The following is a 24,400-nucleotide window of genomic DNA, read 5'->3' on the forward strand; positions in this document are numbered from 1 at the left end:
CGCGACCGGGTACGTCCAGGTACAGCCGCGTACGGACGGGTGGGAAGTGCGGCCCCTCACCCGGCCGCCCCGAGCGCCGCGAGCCCGTCGTAGGTCGACGGGTACGCGGGGGTCCAGCCGAGTTCACGTTCCGCCTTCGCCGAGGACACCCGCATCGTCGTCGCCATCACGACGTGCGCGTACGCCATGGGGCTCGTAGTCCACAGCGGTACCGTCACCGGCTTCGGCAGCCCGAACCGCTCGGCCACGGCTCGGACATGGGCGCCGAAGCCCATCGGGGCGCTGTCGGCGATGTTGTACGCCTGTCCTGGGCGTCCGCGCTCGACGGCGGCGACCACGGCGGCCGCCGCGTCGACGAGACCGGTCCACGGCAGCACCCGATCGTGGTCCGCGGCGACGGGGGGCTGCCGCCTGCGCAGCATGGGCAGGAGCGCGTCGGTGCCGCCGGGGCCGTAGAAGAGGCCGAAGCGCAGCGCGATGCCGTCCAGTCCCGCCGCCTCGAAGGTGAGTCGTTCCTTGGTGCGCATGGCCGCGATGTGCCGTTCGAGCCGTGGCGTGGTGCCCCGCGGTCCGAAGGGGTCGTCCTCGGTCAGGAGATGGTCGCCGTGGTCCCCGTAGCCGTATCCGAAGACCATCGACTCGGCGACGAACCGGTGGGCGCCGGTGGCCCGGGCGGCCTCGATCAGGTGGGCGGTGCCCTCGGTGCGCAGCGCGTCGGTCGCGTACATGTCCCGGTGGCGCAGGGGTGCCTTGCGCAGGGCCGTGGCGGCGTGCACGACGGTGTCGAAGTGCCGGCCGTCCACGGCACGCAGCAGCCCGTCGCGGTCCATCAGATCCGCCCGGACACCGCCCGCCGCACTCCGGGCCAGGGCGGTGACCTGGTGTCCCGCCCCGGTCAGGGCCTGGGTGACGTGCCGGCCGAGGACGCCGCTCGCGCCCGCCAGGAGGATGCTCTGTCGTGTCGTCATACCCGTGCGACGAAACGAAGGCGCCGGGGTGTGACATCGCCTCCCGGCGCGGACGGAGACGCGTCCGGGCGGACCTCGATACGTGCGGGCCACCGCGACACTTCCGGGCGGACCGCGATACGTGCGTGCCACCGCGACGCGTGCGGGCGGACCGCGATACGTGCGTGCCACCGCGATACGTGCGGGCCACCGCGACGCGTGCGGGCGCACCGGCGTACGAGAAGTCCCGGCGAGCCCGGCGGCGCTACCCGTAGACGTACGGCGTCGTCGTGGTCAGTGGCTGGAAGCCCAGGCGGGCGAGGACGGGGCGGCTCTGGGTGGAGGCGTCGACCTGGACGTAGCGGTAGCCGCGGTCGGCGGCCACCCGGGCACGGTGGGCGACGAGGGCGCGGTAGATGCCCCGGCCGCGCCAGGACTCGACGGTGCCGCCGCCCCACAGTCCGGCGAACCGGGCACCGGGCACCATTTCCATGCGGGCCGCGCTGACCGGCTCGTCGCCGGCGAGGGCGACGACCGCCACCACGTTGTCCTCGTCACCGGTGAGTTGGGCCAGCAGTTGGTGGCGCATACGGGTGCTGTCGGTGCCGAAGGCCTGTTCGTGGACGTCCGCGACGAGGTCCACGCCGGCGCGGTCGGTGACGGGCAGGAGCCGTACGCCCTCGGGCGGCTGGGCGTCGAGCGCCAGATCGCCCAGCTCGGCGATCATCAGCGTCTCCTCGGGCTGCGCGACGAACCCCGCGTCACGCAGGCGCTGTCCGAGGTTCTCCGGCTTGTCGTGGCCGTACAGCTTCCACTCGAACTCCCGGCCGAGCTTGCCGAAGTACCGCACCTGGTCGGCGATGGCCGCGTCGGCGCCCGGGCCGTCCAGATCCGACCAGATCACCCCGTTCCAGCCGTGCTCCGCACCGACCTGGCGCACCACCTTGTCGACGCGCTCGACCCGGGCCCCCGGGCCGTCGGGCCGCGCGTCCTCCCGCATGTCCCGGTCGAACAGGGCCAGTACCGCAACGTGATCCATGGGCTCACTCCAGCACCCTGCGGCGCATACGGCAATGGCATTCCTCCGAGGGCGTCGGTCGCCCACCCCCACCTCGGGGCATCACCCCAGGTCAAAGCTGGTGCGGCGACGGTCGGTTGGGAGACCCGCGGTCGGTCGGATCCACGGCTGCACGACCGGAGGCCGATCGGACAGGTCCGCGCGGTGCCCGGAGCCGGCGCCCACATCGGCGTGCCCATGGCCCCCGGGCGCGCACGGTCACGGCGGCGTTGCCGGCCGCGGTACCGGACGGCGCGCAGGCCAGAAGCTTCGAGCCGGCCGCCGGAGCGGCGAGGCCGGAGACGGTCCGGCAGGCGCCCGCCGGGCCCCGCGGGCGAACCGGCGGCGCCATCGTGTGGCGTACGACCCCCGAGGACACCGAGGGCGCCGGTCGCACTCCGGCGCACGCACGATACCTTCGCACTGACACGGTCCCGTCCGGCGCAGCCCGGCCGGGATGGGATCTCAAGCATCGGGATGGTCATGCGCGAGGACGCGATCGTCGAGGTGGCGGCCGGAGTTCATCTGGTTCACGGCAGCAACACCAACTGGGTGATCCTGAGCGAGGGGGACGCCGTCACCCTGATCGACACGGGGTACCCCGGCGACCGTCCGGACGTCCTCGCCTCCCTGGACGCGCTCGGCCACTCCCCCAAGGCGATCGGTGCCGTCCTCATCACGCACGCGCACAACGACCACCTCGGATCGGCCGAGTACCTGAGCAGTGCCTTCGGGGTCCCGGTCCATCTGCACGAGGAGGAACTCCCGCACGCGCGGCGCGAGTTCATCCAGCAGGTCAGCGTGGGGTCGGTGATGCTCCAGGCCTGGCGCCCCGGCGTACTGCCGTGGGCCGTGCACGCCATCAGGTCCGGGGGCACGGCGGACGTCCGGATGACCCGGCCCGAGTCGTTCCCCGCTGAGGGGCCGCTGGACCTGCCCGGCCGTCCGGTACCGGTGCACACGCCCGGGCACACCGCCGGGCACTGCGTCTACCACCTGCCGGACGCCGGTGTCGTGATCTCCGGCGACGCGCTGGTCAGCGGTCATCCCACCTCGCGGACACGCGGCCCGCAGCTGCTGCCGAACATGTTCCACGCCGAGCGTGCGATGGCCATCGCGTCACTCGCCCGCATCGAGACCCTCGCGGCGGACGTCCTGCTGCCCGGCCACGGTCCGGTCCATCACGGCTCCGTGGGCGACGCCGCGCGGCGCGCGCTGGAGCTCGCCAACTGACGCCGGCGGTGCCACCGCCCCCGGCTGCACGGCGGTGAGATGGGCCCGCAGCGCGTCCCGGTCACGGGCCAGGCAGTCGATACGGCTCTGGATGCGGTCGACCTCCCCGCGCAGGAGCGCGGCGGTCTCCGGCGTGAGGCACTCGGGGTGGAGGTGGATCTCGCCGGGGTCGGTCAGGAACGGCAGAAGGGCGCGGATGATCTCGGTGGTGAGCCCGGAGTCGAGGAGCAGGCGGATCTGCCGGACGCACGGGACGGCCGCCTCGCCGTACGCGCGATAGCCGTTGGCGGTTCGCTCCGGGCGCAGCAGCCCCTGCTCCTCGTAGTAGCGCAGCATCCGGGTGGGGACGCCGGTACAGCGCGACAGCTCACCGGTCCGCACGATTTCCGCCCCTGACTTCCGCTCCCTGGCTTCCGCCCCCTGACCGGCGTACCCGCCGTCGACCGGCTCCCTCGCCCTGGCCCGCCCGGCACGCCGGGCCCGGCCGACGGCCCCGCCCCGGGCCGACGCACAGGCCCTCGCGCCCTTGCCTTCACACTGATGTGAGGGTTTCAGCATGGTCGCATGTCCCTCGCACCGCCCGCCAAGGGCACCGCCACGGCTGCCCCGAAACTGCCCCTCCGCGCGCTGCTCGCCCTGTCCACGGCCGCCTTCACCGCCGTCGTGACGGAGCTGCTGCCCGCGGGTCTGCTGCCGCGGATGGCTCGGGACCTGGGCGTCCAGGACAGCCGCGTCGGCTTCCTGGTGTCCGGCCACGCACTTGGGTGCGGGCGCGGCCGCCCTGCCCTGGACCTCGCTCCCGCTGATCGTCGCCGCGCTCGGGGTCGTGGCGGCGGGAGACCGACGGTCGTTCCCGCCGCGCCGCGCCGACACCGGGCGCTGTCCCGCCCCGTCGGCCCGGCGCCTGCCGTCACCCGAGTTCGAGCGTGGTGATGCCGTAGACCCGCTCCCGGGCGAACGGCCTGACCGGTCCGGTGTACATGCGAGCCGTCTCGAAGGAGGGGCTGAGGCCGAACTCCTCGGCCAGGGCCATGCCCGCGGTGTTCGTCCGCGGGACGTCGACGGTGATCCCCCGCCCGGGGGTCTCCGCGGCCACCGCGCGTAGCAGGGCCCGGGCGTCCTGCGCGGTGTCGGCGAACAGCGGGCCGACGCGCGGACCGTCGAGGGCGGGACGGACGACCGCGTAGCCGGTGAGCCGTCCGTCCGCGACACGGACGAACGTGCGATGGCCGGGTCCGGCCAGCCACCGTGCGAGGAACCGGGGACGGTCGGCCGGGCAGCAGGCGCTGTCGTAGGCCGCGATGTCCGCGAGGTCGGCCGCCCCGGCGGGCCGCACTCCCGCCGGCACGGGCGCCGCGGGTACGGTTCCGGTGAATCGGACGGTGCGGTGGGCGAGCTCGAACCCGGACCGCCGGTAGTTGTCCTGCTGCGCGACCACACCGTCGAGTCCGACGGTCCGGCCGCCCGCGTGCGCCAGGGCCGTCTTCCACGTGGTGAGACCGTAGCCGCGGCCGCGCAGATCCGGTCGTACGAGATAGAAACCCAGGAAGGCGTAGTCGGCGTCGTAGGTGACGACCGAGACGGCCGAGACCGGTTCCGCCCCGACCCTGCCGATGAAGAAGCCCTCGGGATCCTGGGCGAAGAAGCTCGGAGCGTCGGACAGCCCCGGATTCCATCCCTCGTCCGCGGCCCACCCGGCGACCACCGACCAGTCATCGAGCGATGCCTGCGTGACGACGAGGTCCTCGGAACCCGGGAAGGTCATCTGTGCGCTCCATTCGCTCAGTGGTGTCGGGTGCCGGCTGCGGAACGTCGGGTGCCGGGGTGCTCGGGGACGCTCCGGGTCGGCCACACCCGCACCGACATCCTTCCGGATCTCCGCGGGGATTTCAGCGGCCGCCGTCCGGCACACGCCCGGTCGGCCGGAGCGGCCCGGCTCACCGGCGCCGGAACGGACCGAAACCGGACCGGACGGCAATCGGATCGCACATGTCGGGACCGGACCGAACGGCAATCGGATCGCACACGTCCGGACCGGACCGGACGGCAGTCGGGACCGGACGGGCACGGAGAGGGGACCGGACACGACCGGACACGTACGAGGCCCCACCGGTCCTGAGCCCGGTGGAGCCTTTCGTCGCCGCGGGAGCGCCGGGTCAGCGGAGCGCGGCGGGCCTGAACCGCCGGTAGAGCACCGCCCCGCCCAGCAGCAGTGCCGCGCTAGCGGCGATCGCGGGCACCGTCTGGTCCGCGCCGGTGTGCGCGAGGGACGCCATGGGCTGTTCAGCTGCCTGGTACGGCGCCTTCTCGGGCACGATCGCCCTCGTCGGGGGCTTCGGCGCCGGGACGGGCACCACGGGCTGGACGGGCACACCGCCCGAGGTGTTCGTGGAGGTGTTGCCCACCGAGGCGTTGCCGAGGCCCACCACGTTCACGGAGTTGCCGCTGACGTTCACCGGGAGGTGGACCGGCAGCTGCAGGCCGTTACCGGAGAGCAGACCGGGAGAATCCTTTCCGCTTCCCTGTGCGAGCGCCCCGCCCGCCGCCGTGCCCGAGGCCCTGTCGGTGTGCGCGCCGACGTTGCCGGAGCGTGTGCCGCCCGCACCGGGGCCGCGGTCACCGGCACGACTGCCACCGCCCACTCCACGGACGGCGCCGCCGTCGCTCACGTTGGCACAGCTGTTGCCCGCCGCGGGGTTGAGGAGGCCGGCCACGTTCACGGTGTTCCCGCACGCGTTCACCGGGACGTGCACCGGGAGCTGGATGGTGTCGCCGGAGATCAGTCCGGGTGAACCCGCCGTACCGCCCTGCGCCGCGGAGTCGGCGTACGCCGGCATCGTCACGGCCAGCGCGCCCGATGCGGCGGCCGCGGCGATCAATCCATTCCGGGTAACCCGTTTCATAGGTTCCCTCACCTTCCAGACATGGTCGCGGGCACTCACCCGCACCGCGTAAAACGCGAGAGCACCATCCGAGTTATGGCTTATCGGGCTTTCACTCCATCGAGCGTCACGTTTATCGAACTACTCCGGGCGCGCTCCGACCGGGCGTCGCCACCTGAGCGTCGGGGTCCCGGATCACCGGGACTCCTTCTGGATGCCCGGAGGGTGCGGCAGGCGGGACGGTGCGGACCAGTCGCCCGGAGGCGCGCTCCCGGACCCCCGCCTATCGTGATTCCTGTCGCGACCGGGAGGGCATCCCGATCCGGCTTCCCGCCGTCCCTGGAGGCCCGCATGCTGTCCGTGCACCAACGCTGGACGTGCGTCGGAGCCGGCGCGGCGACACTGGCCCTGCTGACGGCGGGACTCCCCTCGTCGGCCGTGGCCGCCGACGCCCCCGATCTGTCCCGCTTCTACCACCAGAGGATCACGTGGGGCGTCTGCGCGGGTGACGGGATGCCCGCCGACCTCCAGTGCGGGAAGGTGACCGTTCCGCTGGACTACGCGCACCCGCAGAACGGGACCCTGGACATCGCGCTGGCGCGGTACCGCGCGACGGGCGCCTCGAGGGGGTCCGTGCTGCTGAACTTCGGCGGTCCCGGTGGCGCGGGGGTCCCCGAGCTCGCCGCGGACGACGGCAAGGACTTCATGGACCTCACCAACGGCTACGACGTGGTGACCTTCGACCCCCGGGGCGTCGGCCGGTCCTCGCCCGTCAGCTGCGGCGAGGGCGCCGACCAGACATCCGGCGCTGCGGGACCCGCCGCCGACGGCAGCGATCCGCAGGCCGTCCTCAAGGAGCTGCGGAAGGTCGCCACCGCGTGCGCCGCGCACTCCGGCCCGGTGCTGGCCCACATGGGTACGGTGAACGCCGCCCGGGACCTCGACGTGATGCGGCAGGCGCTCGGCGACAAGAAGCTCAACTACCTCGGTTTCTCGTACGGAACCCGCCTGGGCGCGGTGTACGCGGCCCAGTTCCCGAAGAAGACGGGCCGGATGGTGCTCGACGGCGTGGACACGCTCACCGAGTCGATGGCCGAGCAGGGGCTGGTGGGGGCCGAGGGACAGCAGACCGCCCTGGACGACTTCCTCACCTGGTGCACCGAGGACGTGTCCTGCCCGTTCGGGGAGGATCCGCGCGAGGCCCGGGAGCAGGTCGTCCGGCTCGTCGCCTCGCTGGACCGGGATCCGGTGCCGACCGGCCTCGGGCCGATGTTCACGGGTCAGGAGCTCGCGGGTGCCGTCGGCCAGGCGCTGTACAGCCGGCGGATGTGGCCGACGCTGGAGCAGGCTCTCGCCTCGCTCGTCCAGGACGGCGACACCCAGGGGCTCATGCAGTTGTCGGGCGGCGGCGCCTCCTTGCCCAGGCCGCGTGCGGTGGGTACCCCGCACGCCGGGCTCGTCGACCCCGCGGACATCCCCGTCGACAACCTCCCCGCCGCCTTCATGGCGATCAACTGCGCGGACGACCCGGACCGGCCCAGCGCCGAGCGGGCCGCCAAGGACGTCGACGCGCTGCGCGCCGCCTACGACCGGGCGTCGCCGGTCTTCGGCCGGTACCGGCTCACCCAGGTACTGCTGTGCCACGGGCGCCCCAAGGGCACCGACTACATCCGTGACGACGTGCGCAACGTGCGGACCCCGAAGATGCTGCTCGTGGGCACCCGCGGGGACCCCGCGACGCCGTACCGCTGGACCGAGGAGACCGCCGCCCGGCTCGGCTCCTCCGCCGTCGTGCTCGACAACAGGGGCGAGGGCCACACCGGGTACACCTCCTCCAAGTGCGTGCACCGGAAGGTCGACGACTTCCTGCTGTACGGCTCCCTGCCGGACAACGGCAGTTCCTGCGGCCCGGAGAGCGGAAGGGACAACCCCTGACGCACGTCACGGAAACGGCGTGACCCGGTAACACCGACAAGTCGGATACAACCCCTTGTGCTCCCCGGTCGTCACACTGGGCAGGCGTCGCCCGGCGCGCGCCGCACCGTACGTGACCGACCGTCGTGACCGAAACAGGGGAACCCACCGATGCGCATCAGCTCCGTTCTCGCCCTCCCGGCCGCCGCCGCGGCACTGCTCCTCGCCGTGCCGCAGAGCAGTTCGGCCGCCGCCGGGTCCGCCCGGCCGGCCGCCGCGGCCCAGCCCGCCAAGTGCGCCGACAGGTCCGTCGTCGTGCGCGCCCACCAGGCCACCGACCCCAGGGTGGTGCACATCAGCGTCACCAACCGGTCCGCGCGGACGTGCACCGTCGACCGCATCCCCACGGTCGTCTTCGGGGATCTCGACGGCGCGGCCCTGCCGGTGCCCGCCGGTGAGAGCGGGCCGTACGCGCTCGGCGCGGGCAGGACGGCGTACGCGGCCGTGCGGACCATCGCCGACCCGGCCGACCCCGAGGCCCGCCGGGTGGACTCGATCGGGGTCTCGGCGGACCCCGCACGGTTCGGGCGTTCCTTCACGGCCCGGGAGCTGGGCGCGGGGGACGCCGTACTCGTGTGGGAGCCGGTCACCACGTGGTGGCAGCCCTCTCAGGCCGCCGCCGACCGGCAGCTCAGCTGAAGGACACCTCCGGGGAATAGAGGTCCATCCACGTCGCCAGGTCCAGGGTCCGCTCCAGCCCCCGTCGCGACGCCTGCGTGATCTGCGGGGTGTCGCGGTGGGCGGCCTGGCGGAGCCTGTCCGGGTCGACGAGGTCGAAGACCGGATGCGCCGGCCGGGCCAGCAGGTCCTTCGCGTGGTCCTGGAGGGCGATCGCGTATTTGGGGTCCTGGGTGGACGGGTAGGGACTCTTGACCCTGTCGTACACGGACTTCGGGATCACGTCCGCGGTCGCCTCCCGCAGCAGGCTCTTCTCCCGCCCGTCGAAGGACTTCAGGGACCACGGCGTGTTGTACACGTACTCGACGAGCCGGTGGTCGCAGTACGGCACCCGCACCTCGAGGCCGACCGCCATGCTCGTGCGGTCCTTGCGGTCGAGCAGGACACGTACGAACCGGGTGAGGTGGAGGTAGCAGATCCGCCGCATCCGGTACTCGAAGTCGCTCTCGCCGTCCAGGCGCCGGATTCCCGCGACGGCCGTGCGGTAGCCGTCGGCGACGTACGCCTTGAGGTCCATCGCCTCGGTGAGGTCGGCGCGCAGGACGTCGGCGTCGTCGCCGAAGTCGCGCTGGAACCGGACGAGCCACGGGAAGGTGTCGGCGCTGCGGGCCTCCTCGTCGAAGAACTGCAGATAGCCACCGAAGACCTCGTCGGCGGACTCCCCGGAGAGCGCGACGGTGGAGTGCTCGCGGACGGCCTGGAACAGCAGATACAGCGAGGTGTCCATGTCGCCGAAGCCCATCGGGAGGTCCCTGGCCCTGATCACCTTGGCGCGGACGTCCGGGTCGGCCAGGGCCTGTGCGTCCAGGACGATGTCACGGTGGTCGGTGCCGGAGGCGCGGGCCACGTCGTGCACGAAGGGGGTGTCCGGGGTGGCCCGCAGTTCGTCGGCGACGAAGTGGTCGCTCTGGCCGACGAAGTCGACGGCGAAGCTGCGGACCCGCTCCCCGTGTTCGGCGAGCTGGCGGGCGGCGAGCGCGGTCATGGCGGAGGAGTCGAGGCCGCCGGAGAGCAGCGTGCAGCGCGGCACGTCCGCGACGAGCTGGCGGCGCACGATGTCGTCGAGGAGCGTGCGCACGGTGGCGACGGAGGTGTCGCGGTCGTCGGTCTGCGGCCGGGTCTCCAGCTGCCAGTAGACGTGCCGGCGCAGGCCGGAGCGGTCGACGGTGACGACGGTGCCGGGCTCGACCTCGTGCATGCCGTCCCAGATCGCGTGCCCTGGTGTCTTGACGAAGGTGAAGAGCTCCCGCAGACCGTCGAGGCGGACCCTCGCGCGGGCGAGCGGGTTGGCGAGAATGGCCTTGGGTTCGGAGCCGAACAGGACGCCGTCGGAGGTCGGGTAGTAGTAGAAGGGCTTGATGCCCATGCGGTCGCGGATCATCACGAGCTTGTCGTGGCGGCCGTCCCAGACGGCGAACGCGTACATGCCGTTGAGCCGTCCGGCGAGCTCCGCGCCCCATTCCAAATAGCCGCGCAGCACGACCTCCGTGTCGGAGTCGGTCGAGAAGCGGTGACCGCGGCCGGTCAGCTCACGGCGCAGTTCGGTGAAGTTGTAGGCCTCCCCCGAGTAGACCAGCGCGACCGTGCCCTCCGGGGTCTCGGCGGTCATGGGCTGCCGTCCACCGGGCAGGTCGATGATCGCGAGCCTGCGGTGGCCCAGGGCCGCGGGGCCCTCGGCCCAGGTGCCGCGGTCGTCGGGGCCGCGGCAGGACATCGTCTCCGTCATCGCATCCAATGTTTCGCCCTCGGCACGCAGCTCGCGATCGAAGGAGACCCATCCGGTGATGCCGCACATGCGTTACCTCCTGCGTCCGGTTCGCAGGCAGCGCTCCGCGCTCACCTGCACTTACAGGGTCCCGCGGTCGCTTCCACAAAACCAGTTGTATCCAGCAGCTATACCTTGAGGCTCCGCCCTGCGGGAAAGGGGCGTCAACACGGACGTAACCCGGCCGGCACAGCGACCCCGTCGATTCCGGCCGCGTTTTGCCCGCCGCGGACCCGTCGACCCCCTCGACGCCGGGCCACCCTCCGCCGGAATCGGCCAAGGGTAAAGAATTGCCCAACAAGCGGAGAGATCCCGGGACGCTTGCTCCCTTTCGCCCCTTTCCGCCCCATGCGCTTCACTCATGGTGTGCGCCGGATGCTCTCGCTGCTGTTCGTGGTCCTCGGCCTGGCCGGGGCCCTGACCCTGGCGTGCGCCGTCTCGGCCTGGTGGTGGTGCCTGGCGGGGCTCCTGATGGCACTGACGGCCGTCGGAGCGCGGGACCTGGCGCAGACCCGCCATTCGGAGCTGCGGAACCTCCCTCTCCTGGGCCATCTGCGCTTCTTCGCGGAAGCCGTGCGGCCACACGTGCAGCGCCAGGTCGTCGAGCGGAACCACGACGGGCGTCCGTACGACCGTGCGGTGCGCGGCATGGTGTACGCGCGGGCCCGTGGCGCCGAGGCGGAGGAGCCGTTCGGCACCGAGCACGACGTGTACGGCGGGGGGTACGAGTTCCTGGTGCCGTCGATGAGCCCGGTCGAGGTGCCGGAGAAACCGCCCGTGATCCGCGTCGGGGGTCCGGACTGCACCCAGCCGTACGACATGGCGCTGCTGAACGTCTCGGCGATGAGCTTCGGAGCGCTGTCCGCGAACGCGGTCCTGGCCCTCAACAGGGCGGCGGCGCTGGGTGGTTTCGCGCACGACACCGGCGAGGGCGGTCTGTCGGACCATCATCTGCGCGGCGGCGGCGATCTGGTCTGGGAGATCGGCACCGGGTACTTCGGCTGCCGGACGGCCGAAGGGGGCTTCGAGGAACGGGAGTTCGCGGACAAGGCGGCGCTGCCGGAGGTCCGGTGCGTGTCGCTCAAACTGTCCCAGGGCGCGCACCCGGGCGTCGGCGGGGTGCTGCCCGGGGCGAAGGTGAGCGCCGAGATCGCCCGGGTCCGGGGCGTCACGGCAGGGCGCACCGTGCTCTCGCCGCCGTACCACCAGGTCTTCTCGACCCCCCGCGAGCTCGTGGGGTTCATCGCCCGGATGCGGCGCTCGGCGGGCGGCAAGCCGACCGGCCTCAAGCTCTGCGTCGGTTCGCGCCGCCAGTTCCTCGCCGTGTGCAAGGCGATGCTCGCGGAAGGGGTCACACCCGACTTCATCGTGGTCGACGGTTCGGAGGGCGGCAGCGGGGCCGCGCCCCCGGAGTTCTCCGGCCGGCTCGGAACGCCGCTCACCGAGGGGCTGATCACGGTGCACAACGCCCTCGTCGGCACCGGTCTGCGCGACCGCGTGCGCGTCGGTGCGAGCGGGAAGGTCGCGACCGGCGCGGACCTCGTCACCCGGCTGCTCCAGGGCGCCGACTACACGAACGCGGCCCGCGCGATGCTGTTCGCCCTCGGCTGCCGCCAGGCGCAGCGCTGTCACACCAACACCTGCCCGGCCGGCATCACGACCCAGGATCCGCGCCGCGTCCGTGTTCTGGACGTGGCCGACAAGTCCGTACGGGTGCACCGGTACCAGCGGGCCACGGTCCACAGCGCCACCCGGATCATGGCCGCGATGGGAGTACGGGATCCCGGTGAGCTCACTCCGAGCCAGCTGCTGCGCCGTACGGACCCGGCGACCGTACGGTCCTACGCGGAGCTCTACGAGTGGCTGGAGCCCGGCGTTCTGCTCGCCGAGGCGCCGGCCTCCTGGGAGCGGGACTGGGCGGCGGCGGACCCCGACTCGTTCTGACATCAGAACTCCACCGGGTCCCGGACGATCGGGCAGGTCATGCAGTGTCCGCCGCCGCGCCCCCGTCCCAGCTCGGCGCCCACGATGGTGATGACCTCGATGCCGGCCTTCCGAAACCGCGCGTTGGTGTGGGTGTTGCGGTCGTAGGTGACGACCACACCCGGTTCGAGGGCGACCGCGTTGTTCCCGCTGTCCCACTGCTGCCGCTCCATCTTCCGGTCCAGGAGCCAGTCCCGGGCCGCGGGCCGTGCCGTCGTCTGCGCGAGGAGATCGTGCGGCTCGACGACGTCGACGCCGCGCTCGCGCAGCTTCTCCACGTAGTCCGCGTGGTCGCGCCGGGCGTTCTCCACCCACATGACGTCGTCGAAGAGCAGGTCGCCGGAGTTGGTGGGGGTGAGCCGGCGGTGCGCCAGACCCGGCGCGCAGACCAGCACCCTGCGCAGTCGGCCGACCTCGGAGTGGACGCCGTACACCGACCGGTTCATGGTGTCCTGACGGGTCACGGGGCGCCTTTCTCCGGATCGGGGGGGACGACGGTTCAGGAGGTGAGGGACTGGGGAGGCGATCCGGGTACGGCCGCCACCCGGCACGCGGACGATCAGGCCGACGCACCCGACGACCTCGCCCCGATGTGCCTGCGGCATGCTCCGGGACCCTGGCCATGGGGGGGCGCCGCAGCTGCGCGCTCTTCCGTTCCGCCCTTGCGCCGGTACGCCTCCGGCTGCGTCATGGAGGTCCTGCGGCGGTGTCGGGAGCATGAGGGGCGACCCGAGTGACACTAGCAATCAATTACCCCAAATGCCCGATAAGGGAATCAGTCCTATGGTGCTGATATGGAGCATGCGCTGAGTCCCGCAACCCTCTCCGATCTGCGCCGGCCGCGGCCCTACCCCGCGGTGTCCGTGCTGACACCGACGCACCGCCGCGAACCCGACAACGCCCAGGATCCGGTCCGGCTGCGCAATGTCGTGGCCGAGGCCAAGAAGCAGATCGAGTCCGATCCGGCCGTCACCCGTGAGCAACGCGCCGAACTGGTCCAGCAGCTCGACCAGGCCATGGCGGAGGTCGACCTGGCCCACGCCGAGGACGGTCTGGCGATCTTCGCGGCGCCCGGCGAGCACCAGGTGTGGTCGCTGGCCCGCCGGGTCCCCGAGCGTGTCGTGCTCTCGGACACCTTCCTGACCCGCAACCTGGTCGCCGCCCAGTCCTCCGAGCGGCCGTTCTGGGTGCTCTCGGTCTCGGCCGACCGGGTGACGCTGTGGAACGGCGGCGGCGCGCGGGTCGCCGAGGAGCACACCGACGGCTTTCCCCTGACCCGCAGCCTGGAGGACCCGGACGCCGAGCGCCAGGAGCGCGTGGGTGACCTGGCCAGCACCTTCCGCGCCGAGCGGACCCGGAACTTCCTGCGCGAGGCCGACACGGCGATGAGCGCCGTCCTCCGTGAGCGGAGCCGTCCGTTGTACGTCACCGGTGACACCGCCGCGCTCTCCCTCCTGGACGAGGTCGGCACGGTCACGAGGGACGCGTGGCACCTCCAGCACGGCGGCCTCGCGCACGCCACGCCCGAGGCCGTGTGGCAGGCGGTCCGTCCGCTGGTCGGCGCGGAGGAGCGGAGGAACGCCGACACGGTGGCCCGAGAGCTCGAGTCGGCCCGCGGCCGCAAGGAGTTCGCCGCCGGGGTCGACGAGGTGTGGCAGAACGCGTCGCAGGGCCGGGTCCGGCTGCTCGCCGTGGAGGAGAACTACCGCGAGACGGTCCGCGACGACGGCGACCACCTCGTGCCGGCCGAGAGCGGTGACCTGGAAGCCCGCGACGACATCGTCGACGAGATCGTCGAACAGTGCCTGGAGACCGGCGCCGAGGTCCGTTTCGTCCCCGACGGCAGTCTGGGTGACGCGAAAGGCATCGCCGGGGTGCTGCGCTACTGATCTCTCCGGCCGACAATCTCCTGGAGAACTGTCGGTCGAGAGGTGAGCACGTGAGCGAGTTGTTGGGTGTGGCGGTCCTTGGGGCAGGCCACATGGGAGCCGACCACATACGACGAATCGACCGAGTGGTGAACGGCGCCCGGGTCGCGGCAGTGGCCGATCCCGACACCGGGCGGGCCAAGGACGCCGTCGCCGGGATCGACGGAGTCTCGGTGCACACCGAGGTGTCGGCCGCCCTGGACGCGCCCGGTGTGCGGGCCGTGCTGGTCGCCTCCCCCGGGCCCGCCCACGAGGAAGCGCTGCTGGCGGCCTTCCAGCGCGGGCTGCCGGTCCTGTGCGAGAAGCCGATGGTGCCGGAGTCGGCCGGGGCGCTGCGGGTGGTGGAGGCCGAGGCACGGCTCGGGCGGCGGCTGGCGCAGGTCGGCTTCATGCGCCGGTACGACGCCGAGTACGTACGTCTGAAGTCCCTGCTGGACAGCGGGCGGCTGGGCCGTCCGCTCATGCTCCACTGCACGCACCGCAATGTCTCCTCCCCCGCCGGCTTCACCTCGGCGATGCTGGTGAACAGTTCCGTCTCGCACGAGATCGACGCGGCACGCTGGCTGCTGGGCCAGGAGCTCACGGCCGTGACGGTGCTGCGTCCGCGGCCTTCGTCGCACGCGCCCGCGGACCTCCTCGACCCCCAGCTCGTGCTGTTCGAGACCGCGGAGGGCGCACTCGTCGACGTGGAGGTCTTCGTGAACACCGGCTTCGGCTACCAGGTGCGCTGCGAGGCGGTCTGCGAGTCCGGGAGCGCACGGATCGGGGACGAGAACGCGATGCGGGTGACGACGGCGGACGGTTCCCGTCAGGAAGTGCCACAGGACTACCTCGTACGCTTCGCCGACGCCTACGACCGCGAGGTGCAGGCCTGGGTGGACGCCACCCGTGAGGGCCGGGTCACCGGGCCCAGCGTCTGGGACGGGTACGCCGCGTCGGCGGTGGCCGAGGCGGGTGTCCGGGCGCTGGAGAGCGGCGGCCGGGTGGCCGTCGAACTCGCCGCGCGCCCGGACCTCTACGCGTGATCAGCCGCTGACGCTCGCGGCGCCCGTCTCGATGTGCCCGGTGAACCGGCGTGACCAGCTCGCGTCCGAGTCGACGGTGATCGTGAAGTCGTACCAGCCGTCCTGGTACGCGACGGCGTTGAAGTAGTCCTCGGCCCAGCCGCCCGCGGCGACGGTGTACGTCCACGGCCCGTCGCCGCGGTACTGGTTCGCGGTGATGGTGAACTTCACCGCCGAGGCGGAGGAGTTGGCCATCCTGAAGTAGACCGCCGTCTTCCCGGTCCCGGGCTCGGTGGCGTAACGGGTGCTCACCTCGGCCGACTTGCCCGCCTGTGTCGCGTCGCCCCTGAACCGGCGCAGGAAGCGGTTGGGCCCGGTCATGGTGAGGTCGTACTTCCCGTCGCCGTACCCCGAGCCGATGTTGAAGTAGTCGGATGCGGTGCCGCCCCCGTCGACCGTGTACTGCCAGGGCGTGGTGTCGCGGTAGGCGTTCGGGTGGATCGAGAAGTGCGCGGCGCTCCTGGCCGGGGTGCCCTGGTTGGCCATGGCGAACCAGGCGAGGATCTTGCCGCTCGCACCGAACTCCAGGTGGTCCAGGTAGCCGTTCGGCTGGTAGGGCAGGGCTCGGGCGGGCCGGGTGCCGGGCTCCTGGACGGGCAGCGCGTTGGTGGTGGGGACCGGGTTGGGCAGGGGACCGCAGGTGGATATGCCGATGACGCTCGTGGCGGGCAGGGCGACGGCGCCGTACACGGGGTGGGCGAAGTCGAAGACGCCGGTCAGGTCGCCGGTGACCTTGCGGCGCCAGGCGCTGATGTTCGGGCAGGCGGCGGGTCTGCCCAGCGAGGTCGTCCAGGTCTCCAGGAAGCGCAGCACGGACGTGTGGTCGAAGACCTCCGACGAGACCCAGCCGCCGCGGGTCCAGGGCGAGACGACCAGCATCGGAACACGGAATCCGAGACCGTACGGAGCGCCCCCGAGGAACTCCCCGGCCGTGTTCGCGGGCGGGACCGGCGGCGGCACGTGGTCGAAGAAGCCGTCGTTCTCGTCGTAGTTGAGGAACAGGACGGTGGAGTCGAAGACGTCCTGATCGGCGGCGAGGGCCTTGTACACCAGGTCGACGAAGTGGGCGCCGTCCCCGGGCGGGGCGTAAGGGTGCTCGGAGAAGGCCTGGTTGGCGACCACCCAGGACACCTGGGGCAGGGTGCCCGCGAGGACGTCGGACCTGATGGCGGCGGCGATGTCGTCGGGTGTGGAGCCGGTGACGCGCGGCACGGAGGCCATGCCCCGGTCGTACAGCGGGTCGCCGGCCTTGGCCGTGGCGAACTTCTTGAAGTAGGCGCAGGCGTTGTCGCCGTAGTTGTCCTGCGCGTTCTGGTAGACCCTCCAGGTCACTCCGGCCGTCTGGAGCGCCTCCGCGTAGTTCTGCCAGGTCAGGCCCGACTCGTCGCCGCCGTCGTAGCTGGATCCGTCGACCTTGCCGGACCAGAGGTAGGTGCGGTTGGGACCGGTGGCGCTGAGCGTGGAGCAGAAGTAGGCGTCGCAGATCGTGTAGGCGTCGGCGAGCGCGTAGTGGAAGGGGATGTCGGAGCGGTCCAGGTAGCCGAGCGAACGGACGTTGCCCACGCCGGAGACCCAGTTGTCGAGGCGTCCCTTGTTCCAGGCGGAGTGCTGCGAGGACCAGGAGTGCGGGAGGTCGCCGTTGCACTGCGCGAGGGTCTCGCCGTCCTTGCCGCCCGCGGCCGGTGTGGAGCTCAGTTTCCACGGGTACTGCCGGCCGCCGCCGTTGGGCTGGTTGAAGACGGGGTACCCGCCGGGCAGCGTGATGCCGCTGCGGTCGCCGAATCCGCGGACGCCCTTGAGGCGGCCGAAGTAGTGGTCGAAGCTGCGGTTCTCCTGCATGAGGATGACGACGTGCCGTACGTCCGTGATGGTGCCGCTCGCCGTGCCGGCGGCCGCCGCCGGACGTGAGCCGACGCCCAGCGCGGTGCCCGCCGCCACGGATGCCCCAAGCCCCACGAAACCTCTTCGGCTGATCGGTGTCATTCGCCCGCCCTCGTCACTGGAGTGCCCCAGCGGCACACCGCGCGCAAGCGTGCACGCGGTGATCCCCGAGATCCATACCCGCGCGGTGAGTTGCGGGTGAACAGCGGCCGAACCGTGACGGTCGGCGTCGGCCTCCGGTGGGCACCTCGCGGACGGCGCGTCGCCGGCCGGACAGCGGGCCGTCCTCTCCTCACGCCTCCGGGTGGGCGTGCGGGTCCGGGACGAGGACGACCTTGCCGGTGACGGTGCCGGACTCCGCCAGGCGGACGGCCTCCGCGGCCCGGCCGAGCGGGATGCGCGCCGCGACCTGCGCGGTGATGGCACCCTCGGCGAGCAGCGCGAACACCTGCCCGAGGTCGGTGCGCAACCGGTCCTGGAAGGCCGCGGCGCGGCGCCTGCCCGCCCAGATGTTGTAGAAGTGCGTGCGCCGGCCGTTGGGCAGCAGCTTCCAGAGGAGGAGCCGGCCGACCAGCTTGAGCACCGGCAGTTTGGAGGATCCGGCGACGTCCCGTGTCGAGGCCGTGCCGTACGACACGAGCGTGCCGCCGCGCGCCAGCAGCCGGAAGGAGTCGACGATGCCGTCACCGCCGACGTGGTCGAAGACCGCGTCTACGCCGCCGGGCGCCAACTCCCGCACGCGGGCGGGCAGATCGTCGGCCCGGTAGTCGAGCGGCGTGGCGCCGAGCGCGCGGACCGCGTCGTGGTGGCGGGGCGAGGCGGTGCCGATGACGTGGATTCCGGCGTGGGCGGCGAGCTGGACGAGGGTCGAGCCCACTCCGCCGTTCGCCCCGTGCACGAGCACGGTTTCGCCGGCCCGGACGCCGGCGACGCGGTGCAGCATCTGCCAGGCGGTGATGCCGTTGACGACGACTGTCTCGGCGTCGGCGGGATCGAGGCCGCCCGGCACCTCGACCAGGTCGGCGACGGGCAGCACGACCCGGCTGGCCCAGCCGCCCACCTTCGTCAGCGCCGCGAACCGGCGGCCGACCAGCGACGCGTCGACGCCCGCGCCGGTCCCGAGCACGACACCGACGAGGTCGTAGCCGGGCACGAACGGGAAGGGAGGCTGGTCGTAGTACTTGCCGCGGCGCATCTGCTGCTCGGCGAACGAGATCCCGGAGGCCTCCAGCGCGAGGAGGACCTCACCGGCCGCCGGCTCCGGCGCGGGGCGCGTCCGGATCTGCAGGCCGGCGGGCTCCACGACCCCCGGCAGGACGACTTCGGTCACCAGGTTCGCGGTGGTGTGGGTGTCCATGACGGTCGGCTCCTCTGCTCGGCAGGAATTTTCGTTAGAGAGTCACGCTTGCGTTATAGGTTCTAACTAAAGCTTGCCCCTCTACACTGGGCACGTCAAGTCCCGTTCCGACGAGCGACAGAAGAGGCGATGACGTGACCACGGAGAGCCGGACCGGACCGGGCCCGCGCGATCGGTTCCGCGCACAGGTGCGGGAGGAGGTGAAGGCGGCGGCGCTGCGCCAGCTGGCCGACGGCGGCCCGGAGGCGCTGTCGCTCAACGCGGTCGCGAAACAGCTGGGCATGACCGGCCCGGCGCTCTACCGCTACTTCGCCAACCGGGACAGCCTGCTCACCGAGCTGGTCGTCGACGCCTACGAGACACTGGCGGCCGCCCTCGCCCGCGCCGCCGGCGCCCCCGCACGGGACGGGGCCGAACGCCTGGCCGCGGTCGTCCGGGCCTACCGCGACTGGGCGCGGACCGAACCGCACCGCTACCGGTTGCTGTTCCGGGCCCCCTTCAAGGGGTACGACGCCCACGCCACCCGCCTGGTCGAGGCGGCCCAGCGGGCGATGAACGTCGTACTGAACGTGGCGAACGCGCTGGCGTCGCCGGACGCGGCCGTGCCGGAGGATTCACAGGACCAGGTCCAGGAGTGGATGAAGCGCCGCGGAGTCGAGGACGTCCCGCCCACGGTCGCCTCGCGGACCGTGCTGCTCTGGGCTCATCTGCACGGCCTGGCGAGCCTGGAGATCGAGGGCAACTTCGCCTCCATGGGCATCGATCCGGGGCCCCTCTACGAGGCGGAGGCAGGAGAGTTCACCCACGGCCTCTGAATCCGAACATGCCCTGGACATGACCCGCACACATGACCCTCGAACACAAGAGTGAGGAAAGGCCACCGCCACCCCCGTAAGCCGTCAAGTCACGTACGCTGTCTACGACTTGGGCAAGCACCGCGCGTACCTCATCGGTCCTGGTCCACCCCTCCGGATGGACTGCGGCACATGCCAGAAGCACCACCGGATCGTGTGTTGCCAAATCCCTTACAGGGCGTCGCGGGCTGTGCAACAGTCGTAACGGTCCTTCCGCCCAGCTCTGGTCGTACCGTCCCCTCATCGGAGTGCGTCATGTCGCCCCATCTCTCTGCGGACCGCCCCGCCGCGCAGCCGCCCCCACGCGGCGCGGTCGACGCGCTGATCTCGCAGACGCGGCACCTGCGCGGCGAGGTGGACGCCGTACGACGTGACGCACCCGCCGACGGCGCGGACGCCCAGGGACGCTGGCAGCGCGCCCTCTGCGATCTGGCGATGCACCAGCTCAACGACCTGGACCAGCACCTGGCGCAGCTCCGGGACGGCCCCCCGCCGGTGCCCGTGGAACCCGCCCCCGCGCCCGCCGCACCCGGAGAGGGCTCCCTGCTCAGCAGGGTCGGAAGCGCCGAGTGGAACCTGCTGACGGACGAGGCCAGTTGGTCCGGGGAGCTCTACCAGATCCTGGGCCGTGACCCCGGCGCTCCCCCGCTCACCCTCGACGAGCTCCCGTCGCTGGTGCTCGACGAGGACCGGCCGATGCTGACGGCGATGGTCACCGACTGCCTCATCGACGCGAAACCGATCGACGGGGAGTTCCGCGTCGTGCGCCCGGACGGCGGAGTGCGGACCGTGCACATCATGGGTGAGCCCGTGCTCGACGCCGACGGCGGTACCACCGCGATGTGGGCGGTGCTGCGCGATGTCAGCGAACTGCGGCGCAGCCAAAGGACGGTGAGCGAGACCCGTGACTCGCTGCGGCACGACCGGCGCTTCGCGCAGGACGAGCACCGGCTCGCGGTCGAGCTGCAGGAGGCCGTCCTGCCGCCACGGCACGGCAGCCTGCGGTTCACCCGCCGGGGCCCGGAGGCACTGGACCTGGCCGCCCGCTATCTCCCCTCGTCGGCCACCGCACTGATCGGCGGCGACTGGTACGACGCGCTGGAACTTCCCGACGGCGAAACCCTGTTGAGCGTCGGCGACCTGACCGGACACGGCGTCACCGTCGCCTCCGGCATGGCGATGCTGCTGGGCGCTCTGCGCGGCATGGCCATGGCGGGAACCCAGCCGGGTCAACTCCTCTCCTGGCTCGATCGGTTGGTCGACGCCTCGGTACAGCCGACTCTCGGCAGCACGGTCTGCTGCCGCTACCGGCCCGGGTCCCGCACCCTCACCTGGGCGCAGGCGGGACACCCCGCCCCCTTGCTGTTCCGCAACGGGACGGGGCGCATCCTGACACCACCGCACGGCGTGCTGCTCGGCGCGACCTCGGGTGCCGCATACGGACAGGCCGAAGAGACCCTGGAGGACGGCGACCTGCTGCTCCTGCACACCGACGGACTGGTCCCTCGGTGCCACGGAGCGGCGGCCGTCCAGAGGCTGCTCGACCTGGCCCCGCGCTTCGGCGGAGCCCGCACGGCCCAGGACTGCGTACGGACGGTTGTCGAGGAGTTCGGCGAGACCCACCGCGAGGACGACGCCTGCGTGCTCGTCGCCAGGGTCGGCGGCTGAAGGGCCGGCTGAGCGGCCGGTCGATCACGCCGAACACCGGACTCGGCCCACGGGCCCCTCCCACCGGATCTCCTCGCACAGGCGGCTTCAGACCTGTGCGTCTCCCGCGCGCCTCGGCTTCGCCACCGGCTTGGGAAGGGCGAGCTGGATCTCCTCACGCAGTTCGTGGATCTTCGGGAAACTGGAGTACTGAGCGGTGAGCCGGTACATCTCGCGCAGCCGGTCCCAGGTGCGGTGGGAGGAGTTCGCCCCCATCGACACCAGCGCCAGCCGGGCGTAGCGGTCCGCCTGTTCGGGATCGTCGGCGATGAAGCACGCCGAGGCCAGTGACAGCCAGTCGAAGATCTGCGACCGCTGCCGCCCGTTCTCGCGCAGGTGCAGTGCCTCCTTGGCATGGCGCTGGGCCGTGGCTGCCGCGGCCGCGTCGTGCTCCGCGAGCGTCCGGTAGGCCAGGGCCTGCATGCCGTGCATGTCCGCCTCGTCGAACAACTGCATCCAGCTCGGCGGCGGCACGTCACCCCTGTCGGAGACGAAGAGGTCCTCCGCCTCGCCCAGGGTGCGCCGCATGGCCTGCCCCTTGCCCATCGACGCCTGTGCCCAGGCCTCGATGGTGTAGAGCATGGCCCGGGTGCGCGGCAGCATCTCGGAGCCCGAGCCCGACTTGGCGAGCTTCATCAGGTCCAGGGCGTCGTCCGGCCGGCCCAGGTGCACCATCTGGCGCGCGGCGCGGGAGAGCGCCTCCCCGGCACGGGGCCGGTCACCGCCCTCCCGGGCCGCGTGCGCGGCGATGACGAAGTACTTCTGTGCCGTGGGCTCCAGGCCGACGTCGTGCGACATCCAGCCCGCGAGGACGGCGAGGTTGGCGGCGACGCCCCACAGGCGCCGCTGCAGATGGTCGGGATGCCGGTAGGAGAGGATGCCTCCCACCTCGTTGAGCTGGCCCACCACGGCCTTGCGTTGCAGCCCGCCGCCGCGGGCTGCGTCCCAGGCCCGGAACACCTCGACCGAGCGCTCCAGTTCCTCGATCTCCTGCGACCCGATGGGGGCGGCCTCGTAGCGGTCGAACCCGGCGGAGTCGGCGTGCAGGGGATTGTCGAGGTCAGGGGCGTCGGCCACCAGGGCCGGATCGGTGTGCAGCCAATCGTGCATGGCACTGCTGAGTGCTGATCCCGCGGCGAGCGCGGCACCCGCGCCCACCAAGCCGCGTCGGTTGAGCATGAGGTCCATTCCCGTGAATTCGGTGAGGACCGCAGCAGTCCGCTCGGGCGCCCACGGCACTCCGTCGGGATGTTCCACATTCCCGCCGCCCGGCCGTTTCCCCACACGCCCGTGCCGGACCAGACCGAGGTCCTCGATGGTCACGACACGGCCGAGACGCTCGGTGAACAGAGCCGCCAGCACTCGCGGAACCGGATCACGCGGGATCTCTCCCAAGTCGATCCAGCGCCGCACCCGTGAGGTGTCGGTCGCCAGCTGGGGGTGGCCCATGGCCGCCGCCTGCCTGTTGACCAGCCTCGCGAGTTCGCCCTTGGACCAGCCGGCCAGGCCGAACAGGTCCGACAGACGAGCGTTGGGTTGTCCGTTCACATCAAGCCCCCAGGTTCTCGGCTGAGTTGACAGTAACCCTCTGTCAGTTGCTGAGCGACTATTCGCCAGGGTTCGCCAGGGTGCGCCAGATGGTGTGCCACTGGGCACCCGGTGTCAGGTAGGAATGCGCCACCCCGACCCGGTTACCGGGGACATTCCCCCAGGGTGTTCCCCGACGGCCGGGACGGGCGGCGCGGCAACTTGCAGGCACACGAAGGGATCTGTTTCGCCCATGTACACAGCATCGTCCTCCGTGTCCGCCCCGCCCCGGCCGCTGCATCCCCGTCCGGCGGGCAGCGGCCCCTACCTCGACCCCGCGCGACCGGCGGCCCCCGTGCTCGGAGCAGCCCGGACACGGCGCGTTCCGGGGATCGGCACCCAACCGCTCAGCGGGAGACTCGACTTGTCCGGCCCTCAGGGCGCACAACTGCGCACGGCGATCGCGTCGGTGCACCGGATCTGTCCCGAGTTCGCCCCCGTCCAGGTACTGCGCCGCAGCGGGCGCTCCGTGCTCCTGGTCGGCACGACCGGGCGCAGTACGGCCGTCGCGAAGTGTTTACTGGACCACTCTCCGATCTGGGCCGAGCGGATCAGGCACGAAATAGCGGCATACCGGTCGTTCGTGCGACACCGGCCGCCCGTCCGGGTGCCCCGGCTGATCGCGGCGGACCCGGACAACTGCACTCTGGTGATCGAGCGGATGCCGGGCAGGGTGGCCGCGCTCCAGCGGCACCCGGCCGAGGCGCCGCCCCGCGCGGACATCCGCGCGGCGCTGGGCGCGGTCTGCCGGCTGAACGCGTGGCGGCCACCGGCCGGGACGTTCGACGCCCCGCTGGACTACGCGGAGCGGATCTCCCGTTTCCATGAACTGGGTCTGCTCACGGACCGGGACATGGGCGATCTGCAGAAGCTGCTGCACGGCATCGCCCACTCGGCGGGCCGTCAGGGCATGGGCCAGTTCTGCCACGGGGACGCGCTGCTGTCGAACATCCTGCTCTCACCGGCCGGTCCAGTGCTGGTGGACTGGGAGCACGCGGGCTGGTACCTGCCGGGCTACGACCTGGCGACCCTGTGGGCGGTCCTCGGTGACGCTCCCGTGGCACGCCGTCAGATCAGTCAGCTCGCCCAGTCCGCGGGACCGGCGGCACGTGACGCCTTCCTGGTGAACCTGATGCTCGTACTGACCCGTGAGATCCGTACGTACGAGACAGCGGTGCAGCGCTCGATGCACGACGCGACCCCGGCGGCGCCGGGACCCGCCCACCCGGGCGCCCTGCCGTCCGGCGAGGAACAACGGCTGCTGCTGCGGCGGCTGCACGACGACTGCCAGATGGCCCGCCGGGCCGTACGGGCGGCGGTCGGCACTCGCTGAGGGGCGACGGTCGGCACTCGTCGAGGGGCTGAGGCGAGGGCCTGAGGGGGGACGAAGGTCCGCGGTGCGCCAGGATCATCGGCGCACCGCGGACCTTCGCCATGGATACCGCAACCCCTCTGCCCCGTCGGACCGCGCGCAGGAGGGACCCGTGCGCGCCGAAGGCACGG

19 protein-coding genes and 1 pseudogene are annotated in these 24,400 nt (G+C 72.0%); 10 read left to right on the plus strand and 10 right to left on the minus strand.

The features are described from left to right. Window positions 1-56: 56 nt before the first annotated feature. Together OHB41_RS04435 and OHB41_RS04440 are read right to left on the minus strand one after the other, a co-directional pair. A complete protein-coding gene (locus tag OHB41_RS04435) occupies window positions 57-968 on the minus strand; it encodes an NAD-dependent epimerase/dehydratase family protein (RefSeq protein WP_266696636.1) in 912 nt (303 codons plus the stop codon). 244 nt (window positions 969-1,212) lie between these two features. Further along, window positions 1,213-1,986 (minus strand): GNAT family N-acetyltransferase, encoded by a 774-nt coding sequence (locus OHB41_RS04440; protein WP_266696637.1) that lies wholly within the window; start codon window positions 1,984-1,986, stop codon window positions 1,213-1,215. 501 nt (window positions 1,987-2,487) lie between these two features. Between OHB41_RS04440 and OHB41_RS04445 the strand changes: the two genes are divergently transcribed. Then, entirely contained in the window at window positions 2,488-3,237 is a 750-nt protein-coding gene (locus OHB41_RS04445) for an MBL fold metallo-hydrolase (protein WP_266696638.1), read from the plus strand. A gap of 6 nt (window positions 3,238-3,243) precedes the next feature. On the opposite strand, the pseudogene OHB41_RS04450 reads toward OHB41_RS04445, so the two are convergent. Continuing rightward, window positions 3,244-3,618: pseudogene (locus tag OHB41_RS04450) on the minus strand (MerR family transcriptional regulator); the annotation flags it as partial. Window positions 3,619-3,801: 183 nt separating this feature from the next. Between OHB41_RS04450 and OHB41_RS04455 the strand changes: the two are divergent. Then, the gene (locus tag OHB41_RS04455; RefSeq protein ID WP_266696639.1) at window positions 3,802-4,170 is read left to right on the plus strand and encodes a hypothetical protein; all 369 of its coding nucleotides are present in this window, start codon (window positions 3,802-3,804) and stop codon (window positions 4,168-4,170) included. On the opposite strand, the gene OHB41_RS04460 is transcribed toward OHB41_RS04455, so the two are convergent. Both OHB41_RS04460 and OHB41_RS04465 read right to left on the minus strand, forming a co-directional pair. Then, a complete protein-coding gene (locus OHB41_RS04460) occupies window positions 4,148-5,002 on the minus strand; it encodes a GNAT family N-acetyltransferase (RefSeq protein ID WP_266696640.1) in 855 nt (284 codons plus the stop codon). The two genes, OHB41_RS04455 and OHB41_RS04460, sit on opposite strands and share 23 nt — an antisense overlap. Before the next feature lie 391 nt (window positions 5,003-5,393). Beyond that, a complete protein-coding gene (locus OHB41_RS04465; protein ID WP_323138351.1) occupies window positions 5,394-6,140 on the minus strand; it encodes a chaplin in 747 nt (248 codons plus the stop codon). A gap of 330 nt (window positions 6,141-6,470) precedes the next feature. On the opposite strand from OHB41_RS04465, the gene OHB41_RS04475 reads away from it, so the two are divergent. Both OHB41_RS04475 and OHB41_RS04480 read left to right on the plus strand, forming a co-directional pair. After that, the gene (locus OHB41_RS04475; RefSeq protein WP_266696641.1) at window positions 6,471-8,054 is read left to right on the plus strand and encodes an alpha/beta hydrolase; all 1,584 of its coding nucleotides are present in this window, start codon (window positions 6,471-6,473) and stop codon (window positions 8,052-8,054) included. Between the two features lie 150 nt (window positions 8,055-8,204). Next, window positions 8,205-8,732: a DUF4232 domain-containing protein gene (locus OHB41_RS04480; protein WP_266696642.1), complete on the plus strand. Its 528-nt coding sequence runs from the start codon at window positions 8,205-8,207 to the stop codon at window positions 8,730-8,732. On the opposite strand, the gene asnB is transcribed toward OHB41_RS04480, so the two are convergent. Next, complete coding sequence (gene asnB / locus OHB41_RS04485; RefSeq protein ID WP_266696643.1) at window positions 8,725-10,566, minus strand: asparagine synthase (glutamine-hydrolyzing); 1,842 nt, start codon at window positions 10,564-10,566, stop codon at window positions 8,725-8,727. The two genes, OHB41_RS04480 and asnB, sit on opposite strands and share 8 nt — an antisense overlap. Before the next feature lie 345 nt (window positions 10,567-10,911). On the opposite strand from asnB, the gene OHB41_RS04490 reads away from it, so the two are divergent. After that, window positions 10,912-12,480, plus strand: a complete 1,569-nt coding sequence (locus OHB41_RS04490) for an FMN-binding glutamate synthase family protein (protein ID WP_266705648.1) — start codon at window positions 10,912-10,914, stop codon at window positions 12,478-12,480. 2 nt (window positions 12,481-12,482) lie between these two features. Here OHB41_RS04490 and OHB41_RS04495 read toward each other — a convergent pair whose 3' ends face one another. Further along, window positions 12,483-12,983 (minus strand): arginine deiminase family protein, encoded by a 501-nt coding sequence (locus OHB41_RS04495; protein WP_526024888.1) that lies wholly within the window; start codon window positions 12,981-12,983, stop codon window positions 12,483-12,485. 330 nt (window positions 12,984-13,313) lie between these two features. Between OHB41_RS04495 and OHB41_RS04500 the strand changes: the two genes are divergently transcribed. Together OHB41_RS04500 and OHB41_RS04505 are read left to right on the plus strand one after the other, a co-directional pair. Then, window positions 13,314-14,408, plus strand: coding sequence for a baeRF3 domain-containing protein (locus OHB41_RS04500; protein ID WP_266696644.1), 1,095 nt, complete (start codon window positions 13,314-13,316; stop codon window positions 14,406-14,408). Window positions 14,409-14,458: 50 nt separating this feature from the next. Next, window positions 14,459-15,472, plus strand: coding sequence for a Gfo/Idh/MocA family protein (locus OHB41_RS04505; protein ID WP_266696645.1), 1,014 nt, complete (start codon window positions 14,459-14,461; stop codon window positions 15,470-15,472). Here the strand turns inward: OHB41_RS04505 and OHB41_RS04510 are convergent, their stop codons facing one another. Together OHB41_RS04510 and OHB41_RS04515 are read right to left on the minus strand one after the other, a co-directional pair. Further along, window positions 15,473-17,494, minus strand: a complete 2,022-nt coding sequence (locus tag OHB41_RS04510) for a phosphocholine-specific phospholipase C (RefSeq protein ID WP_266696646.1) — start codon at window positions 17,492-17,494, stop codon at window positions 15,473-15,475. A gap of 190 nt (window positions 17,495-17,684) precedes the next feature. Next, window positions 17,685-18,749, minus strand: coding sequence for a medium chain dehydrogenase/reductase family protein (locus OHB41_RS04515; RefSeq protein ID WP_266696647.1), 1,065 nt, complete (start codon window positions 18,747-18,749; stop codon window positions 17,685-17,687). A gap of 134 nt (window positions 18,750-18,883) precedes the next feature. Between OHB41_RS04515 and OHB41_RS04520 the strand changes: the two genes are divergently transcribed. Both OHB41_RS04520 and OHB41_RS04525 read left to right on the plus strand, forming a co-directional pair. Beyond that, a complete protein-coding gene (locus OHB41_RS04520) occupies window positions 18,884-19,564 on the plus strand; it encodes a TetR/AcrR family transcriptional regulator (protein ID WP_266696648.1) in 681 nt (226 codons plus the stop codon). A gap of 294 nt (window positions 19,565-19,858) precedes the next feature. Further along, window positions 19,859-21,271 carry a PP2C family protein-serine/threonine phosphatase gene (locus tag OHB41_RS04525; protein ID WP_266696649.1) on the plus strand — a complete coding sequence of 471 codons (1,413 nt, stop codon included), beginning with the start codon at window positions 19,859-19,861 and terminating at the stop codon, window positions 21,269-21,271. A gap of 87 nt (window positions 21,272-21,358) precedes the next feature. Here the strand turns inward: OHB41_RS04525 and OHB41_RS04530 are convergent, their stop codons facing one another. Next, on the minus strand, window positions 21,359-22,858 hold the full coding sequence (locus tag OHB41_RS04530) for a DNA-binding protein NsdB (RefSeq protein ID WP_266696650.1): 1,500 nt from the start codon (window positions 22,856-22,858) through the stop codon (window positions 21,359-21,361). Between the two features lie 232 nt (window positions 22,859-23,090). Here OHB41_RS04530 and OHB41_RS04535 point away from each other — a divergent pair, with 232 nt between their 5' ends. Then, window positions 23,091-24,230 carry an aminoglycoside phosphotransferase family protein gene (locus tag OHB41_RS04535; RefSeq protein ID WP_266696651.1) on the plus strand — a complete coding sequence of 380 codons (1,140 nt, stop codon included), beginning with the start codon at window positions 23,091-23,093 and terminating at the stop codon, window positions 24,228-24,230. The last annotated feature ends 170 nt before the right edge of the window (window positions 24,231-24,400 follow it).

The sequence above is a fragment of the Streptomyces sp. NBC_01571 genome (assembly GCF_026339875.1).
GTDB lineage: Bacteria > Actinomycetota > Actinomycetes > Streptomycetales > Streptomycetaceae > Streptomyces.

Excerpts from the sequence above, each read along its gene's own strand:
- OHB41_RS04435 (WP_266696636.1), bottom strand. The coding sequence starts at position 968 with ATGACGACACGACAGAGCATCCTCCTGGCGGGCGCGAGCGGCGTCCTC.
- OHB41_RS04535 (WP_266696651.1), top strand. The coding sequence starts at position 23,091 with ATGTACACAGCATCGTCCTCCGTGTCCGCCCCGCCCCGGCCGCTGCAT.
- OHB41_RS04500 (WP_266696644.1), top strand. The coding sequence starts at position 13,314 with ATGGAGCATGCGCTGAGTCCCGCAACCCTCTCCGATCTGCGCCGGCCG.
- OHB41_RS04455 (WP_266696639.1), top strand. The coding sequence starts at position 3,802 with ATGTCCCTCGCACCGCCCGCCAAGGGCACCGCCACGGCTGCCCCGAAA.
- OHB41_RS04460 (WP_266696640.1), bottom strand. The coding sequence starts at position 5,002 with ATGACCTTCCCGGGTTCCGAGGACCTCGTCGTCACGCAGGCATCGCTC.
- OHB41_RS04510 (WP_266696646.1), bottom strand. The coding sequence starts at position 17,494 with ATGACACCGATCAGCCGAAGAGGTTTCGTGGGGCTTGGGGCATCCGTG.
- OHB41_RS04525 (WP_266696649.1), top strand. The coding sequence starts at position 19,859 with ATGTCGCCCCATCTCTCTGCGGACCGCCCCGCCGCGCAGCCGCCCCCA.
- asnB (WP_266696643.1), bottom strand. The coding sequence starts at position 10,566 with ATGTGCGGCATCACCGGATGGGTCTCCTTCGATCGCGAGCTGCGTGCC.
- OHB41_RS04445 (WP_266696638.1), top strand. The coding sequence starts at position 2,488 with ATGCGCGAGGACGCGATCGTCGAGGTGGCGGCCGGAGTTCATCTGGTT.
- OHB41_RS04515 (WP_266696647.1), bottom strand. The coding sequence starts at position 18,749 with ATGGACACCCACACCACCGCGAACCTGGTGACCGAAGTCGTCCTGCCG.
- OHB41_RS04490 (WP_266705648.1), top strand. The coding sequence starts at position 10,912 with ATGCTCTCGCTGCTGTTCGTGGTCCTCGGCCTGGCCGGGGCCCTGACC.
- OHB41_RS04465 (WP_323138351.1), bottom strand. The coding sequence starts at position 6,140 with ATGAAACGGGTTACCCGGAATGGATTGATCGCCGCGGCCGCCGCATCG.
- OHB41_RS04475 (WP_266696641.1), top strand. The coding sequence starts at position 6,471 with ATGCTGTCCGTGCACCAACGCTGGACGTGCGTCGGAGCCGGCGCGGCG.
- OHB41_RS04440 (WP_266696637.1), bottom strand. The coding sequence starts at position 1,986 with ATGGATCACGTTGCGGTACTGGCCCTGTTCGACCGGGACATGCGGGAG.
- OHB41_RS04480 (WP_266696642.1), top strand. The coding sequence starts at position 8,205 with ATGCGCATCAGCTCCGTTCTCGCCCTCCCGGCCGCCGCCGCGGCACTG.